Below are 13,903 nucleotides of genomic sequence, written 5' to 3' on the forward strand. Positions count from 1 at the left end.
AAACCTCTTTGCGCCGTGCGACCGCCATGGCTAACCTGCCCGCAACAGGGGAGGACATGATGTCGCAGACAGAGACCGCCGGGGGGCATGTGCCCGAAATCAACACGGTCAGTTTCGGCGACCTGCGGGCCGCGCTGGCGGCGGGCTGGCGTGATTTTCTGCGCGCGCCGCTTTACGGTTTCGGCTTTTCGCTGGTCTATGTGCTGGGCGGCTGGCTGGTCTTCTGGGCGCTGACCACCAAGGGCCAGCTGTGGTGGACCCTGCCGGCCAGTGCGGGCTTTCCCATTCTGGGGCCGTTCATCGCCTGCGGTTTCTACGAAATCTCGCGCCGGCTGGAGGCGGGCGAGCCGCTGGACTGGGGCGGTATCGCCGGGGTGATCTTTCGCCAGAAGGACCGGCAGATCCCCTCGATGGCGGCGGTGATCGTGATCTTTTTCCTGTTCTGGAACTTTCTGGCCCACATGATCTTTGCGCTGTTCCTGGGCACGGTCTCGCTCACCAACATCACCTCGTCGCTGGAGGTCTTCGCGACGCCGAGCGGGATGCTGATGCTGGCGATCGGCACGGCGATCGGTGCGGTGATCGCGACGCTGCTGTTCGGGCTGACGGTGGTCAGCCTGCCCTTGCTGCTGGATCGCGAGGTGGATTTCGTGACCGCCATGCTGACCAGCCTGGGGCTGGTGCAGGCCAATCCGGTGGTGATGCTGGCCTGGGGCGCACTGATCGCGGTCGGGCTGTTTCTGGGCATGTTGCCCGGCTTTCTGGGCCTGTTCGTCGTGCTGCCGCTGTTTGGCCATGCCAGCTGGCATCTGTATCGCCGCGCGCTGGCCTGAGCGCGCAACGCAAAAGGCGCCCCGCGGGGGCGCCTGTGTATTCTCACGCCGTAATGGCGTTAGTCGGCTTTCGGCCCGGCAATCGCCTTCACGCCATTCAGCGGGTCGTCCTGACGCTGCACCGAGCCTTCGAAATGGGCGCCCGATTCGATGGCGATGGTCTTGTGGATGATGTCCCCCTCGACCCGCGCGGTGGAGGTGAGGCGCACCTTCAACCCGCGCACGCGGCCGATGACGCGGCCATTGACCACGATATCGTCGGCCACGATCTCGCCCCGGATGGTGGCGGTTTCGCCCACGGTCAGCAGATGGGCGCGGATATCGCCCTCGACCGTGCCTTCGACCTGGATGTCGCCGGTGGTTTTCAGATTGCCGACCACGGTCAGATCCGAGGACAGGACCGAGGCATTGGGCTTGGCCTTCACCGCCGTCCCGAAATCCATCGCGGGTTTGGTGGCGGGCAGCTCCGGGGCCTTGGGCTTGTCAGCCTCGACCTGTTTCGGACCGGGTTCGTTGATTCTGGATTTAGAAAACATCGCTTGCTGCCTTGATGAAGGTCATCGGGTTGACCGGGCGGCCTCCGACATGAACCTCGTAGTGAAGGTGGGTGCCGGTGGACCGGCCTGAATTGCCCATATCACCGATCCGGTCGCCGCGCGATACCCTTTGGCCGACGGAAACGCGGATTTGAGACATGTGACCATACAACGTCTCCAGGCCGAAGTCATGGCGGATCTGCACCATGCGGCCATAGCCATTGCCCCAGCCGGCCTTGACCACGACGCCGTCGGCGGTGGCATAAAGCGGCGTGCCGTAGCTGCCGGCGAAGTCGAGCCCGGCATGCATTCGGGTGCCCGCACCCTTGGGATCGTTGCGATAGCCAAAGCCCGAGGTGAAGCGGTAATTGCCCGAGGGGATCGGGTTGGCGAAGGGCGCCTTGACCGAAGCGAGCCGGTAAAGGTTCATCCGGTCCAGCCCTTGCAGGATCACATTGGCGCGGCGTTCGTCCTGGGTCAGCGTGCTGCCCTTGGTGGAGACGATGGGCATCAACGGACCGCCCTGACCGGAATAGCCGCGGCGCACCTGATCGAGCAGATTGTCCGGCGACATGCCGGCGGCGCTGAACATGCGGTCAAGCGGCTCCATCGAGACGGTGATCGCCTCTTCCAGCCGGGCAAAGATCGCGTCGTTGCGCAGCTCAAGTTCTTCCTTCGACCGCTGGATCGCATCGGCCTCGTCGCGGGCGGCACCGGCCATCTTGACCATCTCGTCGCGTTCGCGCGCGGTCTGGCCCAGCGTGCCGGCCATGATCGACACCGTGGCCAGCGCATCGCGCGCGCGGCCGAGTTCGGTGGCGCCGCCCTGCGCGGTCAGTGCCGTCGTGGTGCGGTCGAGCGCGGCGCGGGCCTCGTCGCGTTCCAGGATGGTGCGGCGCAGCGTGTTCTGGATCACGTCGATGCCGGTCTCCAGCTCCTTGCGGCGATCCTCCGAGGCCAGCAGCCGGCCCTGCATGTCGCTCACCTCGGTCAGGGCGAGGTTGAAGCGTTCCTGCGCGCGCGATGCCTCTTCGGCCCGCAGGTCGCGGTCATTTGACAGGGCGGTCAGGCGTTGTTCGAACAGTTGTTGCTGCATCACCGCCTGATCGGCATCCGACCCGGCGGCGATGCTGTCCATCAGGATGATCGAGGTGGCGATGATGGTCCAGGCCGTGAGCAACCCGCCAGTGCTGAGCAGCACCGCCTGGGTCAGCGGACGCAGCCGGATGAAACGGGTGCCTTCGTCGGATTTGAGAAACAACCGCTGTTCGGGCAAACGGGCTTCGAGGGCGGCGTTGATCCGATAGGCAAGTCGTGTCAGCACGAGGCGGTTTCCCCAACTCTGGTTCGGGCGCGGTGGCGCGCCGTTTCTGCTTCCCGTGCCGTGGCGCCGGGGCGGCGGCTCTGTGGCTGCCTTCTCAGGGCAAGTGATTACCGGCCCCTAGGGGCCGCCCGCAACATTTTTGGGCGCGCTGCGGGCGAAAATTGCCAAAGGCAAACGGATTTCGGCAAGTTGTTGCCGACGATCAGGTCTTTGGGGCGCCGCGCGGCGGGGTCTCGTCTGCCAGAGGCCAGTAGAAATCGGGCGGCAGGCCCGCTTCGGCGCGCTTTTCCTCGTTGAAGGGCGGCTTCAACGCGCCATGGAAATAGCGGCGCACAAGATCGTGGAACACATCCTTCGGGTCCAGCCCGTCACGGCCGCAAAGCCAGTTGAACCATTTGGAGCCATAGGCGACATGGCCCACCTCCTCGGCATAGATCACCTCAAGCGCGGCGATGGCCTGCGTCTCGCCGGCCTTGCGGAAGATCTCGATCATACCAGGGGTCACGTCCAGCCCGCGCGCCTCCAGCACCATGGGCACCACGGCAAGGCGACCGAACAGGTCTTCGGCGGTATCGGACGCCGCGCGCCACATGCCGGCATGGGCGGCGAGGGCGCCGTAATGGCTGCCCATGGCCTCCAGGCAGTCGCAGATCAGGTTGAAATGGCGCGATTCCTCGGCGGCCGATTTCACCCAGTCGTCATAGAAACCCGGCGGCATCGGCACATGGCCGAAGCGGGCGATGATGTCCCAATGCAGATCGACCGCGTTCAGTTCGATATGCGCGACCGCATGGAGCAGCGCGATGCGGCCCTGAGGGCTGCCGGGGCGCCGGCGCGGCACGTCGCGCGGATCGAGAAGTTCGGGCTGTGCCGGCCGGGCCGGGTGCGCCGGCGGCGCGGCAGTGCCCACGGGGATCGGCGTGCCGGCGGCGCGCGCGGCGAACCAGGCGGCGGCATGGGCCTGCGACAGCGCACATTTGGCGCGCCCATCGGCGGTGGTCAGCACCTCCACCGCCATTTGCGTCAGCGTCTTCATGCGGATTGCACCGCCGCCAGCACCTCGGCGACATGGCCCTCCACCTTGACCTTGCGCCAGACCCGCGCGATGCGGCCCCCGGCGTCGATCAGGAAGGTGCTGCGTTCGATCCCGAGAAAGGTCTTGCCATACATGCTTTTCTCGACCCAGACCCCGTAATCCTCGCAGGTCTGGCCGTGTTCGTCGGACAGAAGCGCCATGGTCAGCCCGTGCTTTGCCACGAAATTCGCGTGTTTCTTCACGCTGTCCTTCGACAGGCCCAGCACGACGGCGCCGGCGGCCTCGAATTCCGGCAGGGCGGCGCTGAAGCCTGTGGCCTCCTGAGTGCAGGCGGGGGTATTGTCCTTGGGGTAGAAGAACAGCACCACCTTGCGCCCGCGCAGGTCTGACAGCGTGACCGTGCCGCCACCATCGCGGGGCAGGGTAAAGTCAGGGGCGGGCTGTCCGGGGTCGAGTTGTCTGGGGGCGGGCGGGGTCATGGGCGGCTCCTTGCCGGTTTCCGGGAAAATGCCGGGGGTTTTAGTTGCCTTCCGGCGCGGTTAAAGGCAAGCCCGGTCATCAGTTTGCCCGCAAGGGCGCGTCGGGTCGGATCATGCCAGAGACGGAGCAGCAGGTCAGTGCGGCACAGCCGCCCGCAACCGGGGACGGGGCCGCGCGCCCGCGCCGCCGGATGCGCCGCCGCGCGCGGTTTTCGCTGTGGTTGCTGGCCTCGCTGATGCTGATCGTGCTGGCGGGCGGGATCGGGATGCTGGCGCTGACCGGCAAGCCCTTGCGCCTGCCGGTCTGGATGGTGGCCGAGGCCGAGGCGCGGATGAATGCGCGCCTGCCCAACCGCGATCTTGCGGTGTCGATCGGCACGATCGAGGTGATGGTAGACCGCGACTGGGTGCCCCGCCTGAGGCTGGAGGATCTGAGCGTGGCGCGGCGCGGCGGTGCGGCGCTGTTGCGCCTGCCCGAAGCGCGGGTGGCCTTTGACCCGGCCAGCCTGATGCGCGGCGCGCTGCGCCCGTCCTCGGTGGTGCTGTCGGGGGCCGCGCTGCGGCTGCGGCGCGATGCCGAGGGGCGCTTTGACCTCGATCTGGGCGGGGGCGCGCCGATGCGCGATCTGGGCGCCTTTCCCGATCTGCTGGACCGGATCGACGCGGCCTTTGCGCAGCCCGCGCTGGCCGAACTGGACGAGGTGACCGCCGAGGCGCTGAGCCTGCGGCTGGAGGATGCGCGCGCGGGCCGGGTCTGGACGGTGGGCGACGGGCGGCTGACGCTTCTGAACCAGCCCGACGAGGTGCGCGCGCAACTGACCATGACGCTGTCCAGCCCCGGGACCGAGGCCGCGCAGGCGCTGTTGTCGGTGGCGACCCGCAAGGACAGTTCGGGCGCCCGGCTGCGCGCCGTGGTCGAGGGCGTGCAGGCGCGCGATATCGCCGCGCAGGCGCCGGTTCTGGGCTTTCTGTCGGCCCTGGATGCACCGATTTCCGGGCGGCTGGTCACCGGGCTGGCCCCCGATGGCCGGGTGGTGGTGATGGAGGGCGAGCTGAGCCTGGCCGCCGGCGCGCTGCAACCCAGCCCCGAGGCGCGGCCGGTGGGGTTTGATGCCGCGACACTGGGCCTGCGTTACGACCCCGCGGCGGAACGGATCCATCTGACCCGGCTGGATGTGCAAAGCCGCACCCTGAGGCTGGCGGCGACGGGCCATGTCGATGCGCCGGGCGTGGCGCAGGGGCGGCCCGATGCCTTTGTCGCGCAGATCGCCTTGCAGGAGTTGAAGGTGGACCCGGAGGGGTTGTTCACCGAACCCGTGACCTTTCCGCAGGGCGCCATCGACCTGCGGCTGCGGCTCGATCCGTTCCGGCTCGATCTCGGGCAATTCGCGCTTCAGGCCGACGGACGGCGGATCGTGGGCTCGGGTCATGCCACGGCCGATGCGCAGGGCTGGCGGCTGGCGGCGGATATCGCGCTCGATGCCATCCCGCATGACCGGCTGCTGGCCCTTTGGCCGGTTTCGGCGGTGCCCAAGACCCGGGCCTGGCTGGTCGAGAATGTCTATGAGGGGCTGCTTCAGGATGTGAAGGTCGCGCTGCGGCTGGAACAGGGGCAGGAGCCGCGCTTTTCGCTGGGCTACAATTTCCGCGACGGCGATGTGCGGTTCCTCAAGACCCTGCCCCCGATCCAGAGTGGCAGCGGCTATGCCACGATCGAGGGCAACAGCTATACGATGGTGCTGGATGCCGGCCAGGTGACACCGCCCGAGGGCGGCGAGATCGACATGGCGGGGTCGGTGTTTTCGGTGCTGGACATCCTGCAAAAGCCCGCCCAATCGGAGATCCGGCTCAAGACCCGGTCCAGCCTGACGGCGGCCTTGTCGCTGCTGGATGAAAAGCCCTTCAACTTTCTGACCAAGGCCGGGCGGCCGGTGGCGCTTGGCGAGGGGCGGGCCGAGGTTTCGGCGGTGCTGCGCCTGCCGCTGGTGCAGAAGGTGACGCCCCGCGATGTGAGCTATCGCATCGAAGGCGTGTTGCGCGATGTGCGGTCCTCGGTGCTGGTGCCGGGGCGCAAGCTGGCGGCGGATCGGCTGGACCTGCTGGCCACGCCACAGGGGCTGGAGATCTCGGGGCCGGGCATGATCGGCGCGGTGCCGTTTGACGCCACCTATACACTGCCCTTCGGCAAGGAAACCTCTGGCTCGCGCGTCAGCGGCCGGGTGGAGATCTCGCCCCGGCTGATCGAGGAGTTCGATATCGGCCTGCCCAAGGGCGCGCTGGCGGGCAAGGGCAGCGGGCAGATCGAGATCGACCTGCCCAAGGGGGGCGCGCCCCGGCTGCGGCTGACGAGCGATCTCAAGGGGGTCGAGCTGCGCCTGCCCGAAATCGCCTTTGCCAAGGGCGCGGGCCGGGGCGGGCGGCTGGATCTGGCGGCGACGCTGGGCAAGCCCGTTTCGGTGGAAAAGCTGCGGCTGGAGGCGCCGGGCCTGCTGGCCGAGGGCAAGGTGGCGCTGCGCGGCGATGGCGGGCTGGACCGCGTGAGCCTGTCGCGCGCGCGCATCGGCGACTGGTTCGAGGGGCCGGTCGCGCTGCTCGGGCGGGGCAAGGGCCGGTCGGTCGGGGTGGATGTGCAGGGCGGGCGGCTTGATCTGCGGCGGATGCCCGATGGCATGGGCGGCAGTGGCGGGCGCGGCGGCGGCGACACGCCGATCCGCGCGCGGCTGGACCGGGTGCAGGTCACCGACAGCATCGGCCTTTGGGGGCTGGCGGGCGATTTCAGCCCGCGCGGCGGCTTCAACGGCAGTTTCGGTGCCCGGCTGAACGGCACCGCGCCGGTCAAGGGCACGCTGGTGCCCGGCAAGGGCGGCACGGCGATCCGCGTCACCTCGGACGATGCGGGGGGCGTGCTGGCGGCGGCCGGCATCTTTACCAAGGCGCAGGGCGGCAGGCTGGATCTGCAATTGCTGCCGCTGGGGCCCAAGGGCCAATATGCCGGCACCGCGCGGGCCAGTGCCTTTCGCGTGCGCAATGCCCCGGTGCTGGCCGAGCTGCTTTCGGCCATTTCGGTTGTCGGTTTGCTGGAGCAACTGGGCGCCGACGGGCTGGTGTTTTCCGAAGGCGACGCGCAGTTCCGCTTGACGCCCGCCGGGGTCGAGGTGCAAAGGGGCGCCGCCGTGGGCCTGTCGATGGGCGTCTCCATGGCGGGCACCTATGACGCGCGAACGAAACGGATTGATTTGCAGGGCGTGATTTCCCCCGTCTATCTGCTGAATGGCATCGGCGCGGCGCTGACCCGCCGGGGCGAGGGGCTGTTTGGCTTCAACTACCGGATCGGCGGCACCTCGGACCGGCCGGCGATCTCGGTCAACCCGCTGTCGATCCTGACGCCGGGGATGTTCCGCGAGATCTTTCGCCGCCCGGTGCCGCGCTTGCAGGAGTAGCGATGCAGCTTTCGGATTTCGATTTTCACCTGCCCGAGACGCTGATCGCGACCCGGCCCGCCAAACCGCGCAGTTCGGCGCGGCTGCTGGTGGCCGAAGGGGCGGCGATCCGCGACCGGGTCGTCACCGACCTGTTGACGGAATTGCGCCCCGGCGACCGGCTGGTGCTGAACAATACGCGGGTCATTCCCGCCCGCCTGACCGGGCAGCGCTTTCGCGACAGCGCGCAGGGCCGGGTTTCGGCCAGGGTGGAGATCACGCTGCTGGAACCCGCCGCCGACGGAAGCTGGCGCGCGCTGGCCAAGCCGCTGCGCAAGCTGGAGCCGGGCGAGGTGGTGGTGTTCTCGGATCAGCTTTCGGCAGAGGTGACCCGCAAGGGCGAAACCGATCTGGCGCTGCGCTTCAACCTGACGGGGCCGGATTTCGATCAGGCCCTGGCCGAGGCCGGGCAGATGCCGCTTCCGCCCTATATCGCGGCCAAACGCGCGCCCGACGCGCAGGACCGCGACGATTACCAGACCGTCTTTGCCCGCCATTCCGGCGCGGTGGCGGCGCCGACTGCCAGCCTGCATTTCGACGCAGCCCTGCTGGCCGCGCTGCGCGACCGGGGCGTGACCTTCACCGAAGTCACGCTGCATGTGGGCGCCGGCACCTTTCTGCCGGTCAAGGTCGAGGATGTGACCACCCACCGGATGCATGCCGAATGGGGCGAGGTGACGGACGAGGCGGCGACGGCGATCAACGCCACCCGCGCGGCGGGGGGGCGGGTGATCCCCGTCGGCACCACGGCGCTGCGGCTGATCGAAAGTGCTGCGCGCGACGGCCGGCTGGAGCCCTGGCGCGGCACCACCGATATCTTCATCTATCCCGGTTTCCGCTTTCAGGTCACCGATGCGCTGATGACCAATTTCCACCTGCCGAAATCCACGCTTCTGATGTTGGTTTCGGCGCTGATGGGGCGCGAGCGGATGCTGCGGGTCTATGATCACGCCATCGCGCAGGGCTATCGCTTTTTCTCGTATGGCGACGCATCGCTGCTGATCCCCTGATCCTGCGGCGGCATCCGGTCGCATTTGCGCCCCCGCCGCCGCGATCTGCTGCTAGACTGTCCGCAAGACGACGGAGTTCGCGAATGCTCAAGGTCATATCCACCTCCTGGCCCCTGCTTCTGGGGGTGATGCTGCTGATGGTCGGCAACGGCATGCAGGGCAGCCTGCTGGGGATTCGCGGCACGATCGAGGGGTTCAAGACCTTTGAGCTTTCGGTCGTCATGTCCTCGTATTTCGCGGGCTTTCTGGTGGGGTCGCTGGTGGTGCCGGGGCTGATCCGGGGGGTGGGGCATGTGCGGGTGTTCTCGGCGCTTGGCTCGATGATCTCGGCGGTACTGGTGGTCTATCCGGTCGCGCCCGACTGGATCGTCTGGTCGGCGCTGCGCGTGCTGATCGGGTTCAGCTTCTGCGGCGTCTACATCACCGCCGAAAGCTGGCTGAACAACACCGCCACCAACGAGACCCGGGGCCAGGCGCTTTCGGCCTATATGATCGTGCAGATGATCGGCATCATCTCGTCGCAGGTGCTGCTGAACGTGGCGAGTCCGGCCAGCTTTACCCTGTTCGTGATCCCCTCGGTGCTGGTGAGCCTGGCCTTCATGCCGATCCTGCTGGCCAATACCCCGGCGCCCACCTTCGAGACCAGCCGGCGGCTGAGCTTTCCCGCGCTGTGGAAGCTGTCGCCCCTGGGCTGCGTGGGGATGCTGATGACCGGCGGCATCTTTTCGGCCATGTTCGGCATGTCGGCGGTCTGGGGATCGAAATCGGGGCTTTCGGTCAAGGAAATCTCGATCTGGGTCGGCGCGATGTATGTGGGCGGGCTGCTCTTGCAATATCCGATCGGCTGGCTGTCCGACCGGCGCGACCGGCGCGGGCTGATCCTGTGGCTGTCGGCCTTTGCCGGCATCGTCATGGTGGTGGCCAGCGCGGGGGAACTGCCGTTCTGGGCGCTTCTGGGGGTGGCGATGGTGCTGGGCGGCATCACCAACCCGCTTTATTCGCTGCTGATCGCTTATACCAACGACTTCCTGACCAAGGAGGATATGGCGGCGGCCTCGTCGGGGCTCTTGTTCCTCAACGGGTTGGGGGCGATCTTTGGCCCGCTGGCGACCGGCTGGGTGATGGAGATGATCGGCCCGCACGGGTTTTTCGCCTTCATCGCGCTGAATTTCATCGGGCTTGCCGCCTATGCCGGCTGGCGCATGACACGGCGTGCGGCGCCGGGGGTCACCGGCAATTTCGCGACCGTGGCGCCGACCGCCTCGGCCCTGGCCGTGGGCGCGGTGATGGAAGAGGCCGATACCGGCGCGCCGCAACTGCCCGAGGGCGAAAGCTGATCGCGGCTTGCGATGCGGCGCAAACCCTGCCACGTTTGCGATAACAGGGCAGGGAGGCGCAGATGTCCGATCCGGTCGAGGTGCTGGATTACTGGCTGGGGGCCATCGGCCCCGAGGGCTGGTATGCCGGGGGCGAGGAACTGGATGCCGAGATCCGGCTGATCTGGGCCGATCTCTGGCAAGCGGCGGCCGAAGGCGGGCTGGATCACTGGGCCGAGGGGCCGGCGGGTTCCCTGGCGCTGATCGTGCTGTGCGACCAGTTCCCCCGCAACATGTGGCGCGGCACCGCGCAGGCCTTTGCCACCGACCCGCTGGCGCGCGCCACCGCGCGCAAGGCCGTGGCGGCCGGCTGGGATCTGGAGGCGCCGGAGCCGGAGCGGCAATTCTTTTACCTGCCCTTTGAGCATAGCGAAGACCCCGAGGATCAGGCGCTGGCGGTCACGCTGATGAGCGAACGCATGCCGGGCAGCCCCGACAGTGCGCTGCATGCCCGGGCGCATCAGGCGATCATCGCCCGCTTTGGCCGCTTTCCCTTTCGCAACGCCGCCCTTGGCCGCGAGTCCACGGCAGAGGAGGCAGCGTTTCTGGCAGGGGGTGGATATGGTTCAATGGTGAACCAGTTGCGGAGCGAAGCCATGCAATAGGCGCATGGGGGTATGCGCTGAGCCGCATTGCTCGCGCATATTTGATAGTTTAATGGCAAACTACTTTTCCAGAGGAGGGGAAATATGGCTGCCAAGACATTTGATGTGATCGTGATCGGTGCGGGCCCCGGGGGCTATGTCGCGGCGATCCGGGCCGCGCAACTGGGGAAATCCGTCGCCATCGTCGAACGGGAACATCTGGGCGGCATCTGTCTCAACTGGGGCTGTATCCCCACCAAGGCGTTGCTGCGCTCGGCCGAGGTGTTCCACCTGATGCACCGCGCCAAGGATTTCGGCCTGAAGGCCGATGGCATCGGCTATGACCTCGATGCCGTGGTCGCCCGGTCGCGCGGCGTGGCGAAACAGCTTTCGGGTGGCATCGGCCATCTGATGAAGAAGAACAAGGTCACCGTCTTCATGGGCGCGGCGACGCTGCCCGCCAAGGGCAAGGTCACGGTCACCACCGACAAGGGCGTGGAGGAACTGACCGCGCCGGCGATCATCCTGGCGACCGGCGCGCGCGCCCGCGAATTGCCGGGGCTGGAAGCCGATGGCGATCTGGTCTGGACCTACAAGCACGCGCTGCAACCCAAGCGGATGCCGAAAAAGCTGCTGGTCATCGGTTCGGGCGCGATCGGCATCGAATTCGCCAGCTTCTTCAACACGCTGGGCGCCGATGTCACCGTCTGCGAGGTGATGGACCGCGTCCTGCCGGTGGAAGATGCCGAGATCAGCGCCTTTGCGAAGAAGGCCTTCGTGAAACAGGGGATGAAGATCCTCGAAAAGACCACGGTGAAAAAGCTGGACCGCAAGCCCGGGACCGGCGTGACCGCGCATCTGGAAGATGCCAAGGGCACCACCACGGCCGAGTTCGACACGGTGATTTCGGCGGTCGGCATTGTCGGCAATGTCGAAAACCTCGGGCTGGAGGCGCTTGGCGTCAAGATCGACCGCACCCATGTGGTGACGGATGAATATTGCCGCACCGGGGTCGAGGGGCTCTATGCCATCGGCGATATCGCCGGCGCGCCCTGGCTCGCGCATAAGGCCAGCCATGAAGGCGTGATGGTGGCGGAACTGATCGCCGGTCTGCATCCGCATGCGATCAAGCCGAACTCGATTGCCGGCTGCACCTATTGCCACCCGCAGGTCGCCAGTGTCGGCCTGACCGAGGCCAAGGCCAAGGAAGCTGGCTATGCGGTGAAAGTGGGCCGCTTCCCCTTTATCGGCAATGGCAAGGCGATTGCGCTTGGCGAGCCGGAGGGCATGATCAAGACCGTCTTCGACGCCAAGACCGGCGAATTGCTGGGCGCGCATATGGTGGGCGCCGAGGTGACGGAGCTGATCCAGGGCTATGTGGTGGGCCGCAGCCTGGAGACCACCGAGGAAGACCTGATGAACACCGTCTTCCCGCATCCGACGCTGAGCGAGATGATGCACGAGGCGGTGCTGGATGCCTATGGCCGCGCGCTGCATATCTGAGCGTGTGACAGGATGAGACGACGGAAAGGGGGCCTTCGCGCCCCCTTTTTGCTGCGCACAGTCACCCCGAGGACATTTGGAGAAAGAGACGGGCGGTCTGTCGCAAATGGCGCGGACTCTGCCGGGCCGGGCGTTAGGGTTGAGGCATGGAACGGGTGTCATCCTTGGTCGTGGTGCTGGCGCTTTGGGGCGCGGGTCTGGGTGCGGCGGCGCAATTCGGCAAGATCTCGGTGATCTTCGATCTGGCGGCGGGGATTTATCCCGGCGCGGGGCCGCTGGCGCTTGGGCTTTTCGTGTCGGTGGTGGGGTTTCCGGGGCTGATCTTCGGCAGCACGGCGGGGCTCTTGCTGGCGGGAATGGGCTGGCGGCGGGTGCTGGTGGCGGCGCTGGTCGCAGGCGCGCTGCTGTCGCTGGTCGAGGCGCTGTTTCCGCCGTTGCCGGTGATGCTGGCGCTGCGGGTGGCGGAGGGGTTCGCGCATCTGGTCATCGTGGTGGCCGCCCCGGTGCTGATTGCCCAAAGCGCGCCACCGGCGCGGCAGGGGCTGGCGATGACGCTGTGGTCTACGTTTTTTGCGGTGACCTATACGGTGCTGGCGCTGGTCGGGCGGCCGCTGGTGGCGCTGGCGGGGCCGGGGGCGCTGTTGCTGGCGCATGCGGGCTGGATGGCGGGGTTCGCGGTGATCCTGGCACGGGTCTTGCCGCCGGATGGGCCGGCACGGCGCGGGCGGATTGCGTTCTGGCCGGTCTTGCGCGGGCATGGCGCGATCTATGCCTCGGCGCGGATCGCGGCGCCGGCCATGGGCTTTGTCTGTTACACGATGACCTATGTGGCCTTGCTGACGCTGCTGCCGCCGCTGTCGGGCGCGCGGATGCAGCCCCTGCTGGCCAGCCTCTTGCCGCTGGTGTCGATCCTGGTGTCGCTGACGCTGGGGGTGTGGCTGCTGGGGCGGCTGGGGGCGGTGCGGGTGGTGATGCTGGGCTTTGGGCTGGCCATCCTCGCCTCGGCCGGGCTGGCGCTTGGCTGGGGGCATTTCGGGCCGCAACTGGCGGCGAGCCTGGCGATTGGCGGGGCGCTTGGCCTGGTGCAGGGCGCGAGTTTCGCGGCGATCCCGGCGCTGAATGCGTCAGGGGCGGACCGGGCGCAGGCGGCGGGGGCGATTGCGCAGCTGGGCAATCTGGGCACCACCCTGGGCACGCCCCTGCTGGGCGCGCTGATTGCGGCCCATGGGGCGGGGGTGGTGCCGGTTTTCGTCACGGTCTTTGCCGCGCTTGGCATCGTGCTGCATCTGTGGCAGGCGCGCCGCCGGCGGCCGGGCTGATCAGACCTTTTCGACCGCGCCGCCGCCGGCCTGCCATTGCGCCAGATTGCCGAGATTGTAGACCGTGGTGTAGCCCATCTTCAGCGCCGCCTCGGCCGCCATGCCGGCGCGGCCACCAGCGGCGCAATAGAGGCAGAGCGGCGTGTCGGTCGTGACACCCTGGGGCAGTTCGCCATTGCCGGGTGTCATCTTCTGCTGAAAGACCATCATCGGCACATGCAGCGCGCCCTTGGCCTTGCCGCTGGATTTCAGCTCCGAGATGTCGCGCACGTCGATGAGCAGGATTTCACCCTTGCCGGCACGGCTGACCGCCTCGGCCGGGCTGATGGATTGCGGGCGCGGGCCGGCGGGTTTGAGGAAGTTGAACATGGGAACCTCTTGGCTGGATATATATTCATATTGGTGAATGTAAGCTTTTGACAAG

At 67.4% G+C, this 13,903-nt stretch carries 12 protein-coding genes; 7 read left to right on the plus strand and 5 right to left on the minus strand.

Annotated features, from left to right (window positions below):
* Window positions 1–59 precede the first annotated feature (59 nt).
* Window positions 60–833: a DUF2189 domain-containing protein gene (locus FOA17_RS13525; RefSeq protein ID WP_238991820.1), complete on the plus strand. Its 774-nt coding sequence runs from the start codon at window positions 60–62 to the stop codon at window positions 831–833.
* 59 nt (window positions 834–892) lie between these two features.
* On the opposite strand, the gene FOA17_RS13530 is transcribed toward FOA17_RS13525, so the two are convergent.
* From FOA17_RS13530 to bcp, 4 genes are all read right to left on the minus strand, one after another.
* A complete protein-coding gene (locus FOA17_RS13530; RefSeq protein WP_149142040.1) occupies window positions 893–1,369 on the minus strand; it encodes a bactofilin family protein in 477 nt (158 codons plus the stop codon).
* Complete coding sequence (locus FOA17_RS13535; protein ID WP_149142041.1) at window positions 1,359–2,693, minus strand: M23 family metallopeptidase; 1,335 nt, start codon at window positions 2,691–2,693, stop codon at window positions 1,359–1,361. The genes FOA17_RS13530 and FOA17_RS13535 overlap by 11 nt, the downstream gene beginning before the upstream one ends.
* Before the next feature lie 202 nt (window positions 2,694–2,895).
* Window positions 2,896–3,729: a ferritin-like domain-containing protein gene (locus tag FOA17_RS13540; protein ID WP_149142042.1), complete on the minus strand. Its 834-nt coding sequence runs from the start codon at window positions 3,727–3,729 to the stop codon at window positions 2,896–2,898.
* Window positions 3,726–4,208, minus strand: coding sequence for a thioredoxin-dependent thiol peroxidase (gene bcp / locus FOA17_RS13545; protein WP_149142043.1), 483 nt, complete (start codon window positions 4,206–4,208; stop codon window positions 3,726–3,728). The genes FOA17_RS13540 and bcp overlap by 4 nt, the downstream gene beginning before the upstream one ends.
* Window positions 4,209–4,321: 113 nt before the next feature.
* On the opposite strand from bcp, the gene FOA17_RS13550 reads away from it, so the two are divergent.
* From FOA17_RS13550 to FOA17_RS13575, 6 genes are all read left to right on the plus strand, one after another.
* Entirely contained in the window at window positions 4,322–7,648 is a 3,327-nt protein-coding gene (locus tag FOA17_RS13550) for a YhdP family protein (protein ID WP_238991821.1), read from the plus strand.
* Between the two features lie 2 nt (window positions 7,649–7,650).
* Complete coding sequence (gene queA / locus FOA17_RS13555) at window positions 7,651–8,697, plus strand: tRNA preQ1(34) S-adenosylmethionine ribosyltransferase-isomerase QueA (RefSeq protein WP_149142044.1); 1,047 nt, start codon at window positions 7,651–7,653, stop codon at window positions 8,695–8,697.
* 83 nt (window positions 8,698–8,780) lie between these two features.
* Entirely contained in the window at window positions 8,781–10,034 is a 1,254-nt protein-coding gene (locus tag FOA17_RS13560) for an MFS transporter (RefSeq protein WP_149142045.1), read from the plus strand.
* A 62-nt stretch (window positions 10,035–10,096) separates the two neighbouring features.
* Entirely contained in the window at window positions 10,097–10,678 is a 582-nt protein-coding gene (locus tag FOA17_RS13565) for a DUF924 family protein (protein WP_149142046.1), read from the plus strand.
* Window positions 10,679–10,762: 84 nt separating this feature from the next.
* Entirely contained in the window at window positions 10,763–12,160 is a 1,398-nt protein-coding gene (gene lpdA, locus FOA17_RS13570) for a dihydrolipoyl dehydrogenase (protein ID WP_149142047.1), read from the plus strand.
* A gap of 146 nt (window positions 12,161–12,306) precedes the next feature.
* Window positions 12,307–13,479 carry an MFS transporter gene (locus FOA17_RS13575; RefSeq protein ID WP_149142048.1) on the plus strand — a complete coding sequence of 391 codons (1,173 nt, stop codon included), beginning with the start codon at window positions 12,307–12,309 and terminating at the stop codon, window positions 13,477–13,479.
* Here FOA17_RS13575 and FOA17_RS13580 read toward each other — a convergent pair whose 3' ends face one another.
* Window positions 13,480–13,848: a rhodanese-like domain-containing protein gene (locus FOA17_RS13580; RefSeq protein WP_149142049.1), complete on the minus strand. Its 369-nt coding sequence runs from the start codon at window positions 13,846–13,848 to the stop codon at window positions 13,480–13,482. It abuts the gene before it with no gap.
* Window positions 13,849–13,903 lie beyond the last annotated feature (55 nt).

Source organism: Gemmobacter caeruleus (assembly GCF_008271655.1).
Lineage (GTDB): Bacteria > Pseudomonadota > Alphaproteobacteria > Rhodobacterales > Rhodobacteraceae > Gemmobacter > Gemmobacter caeruleus.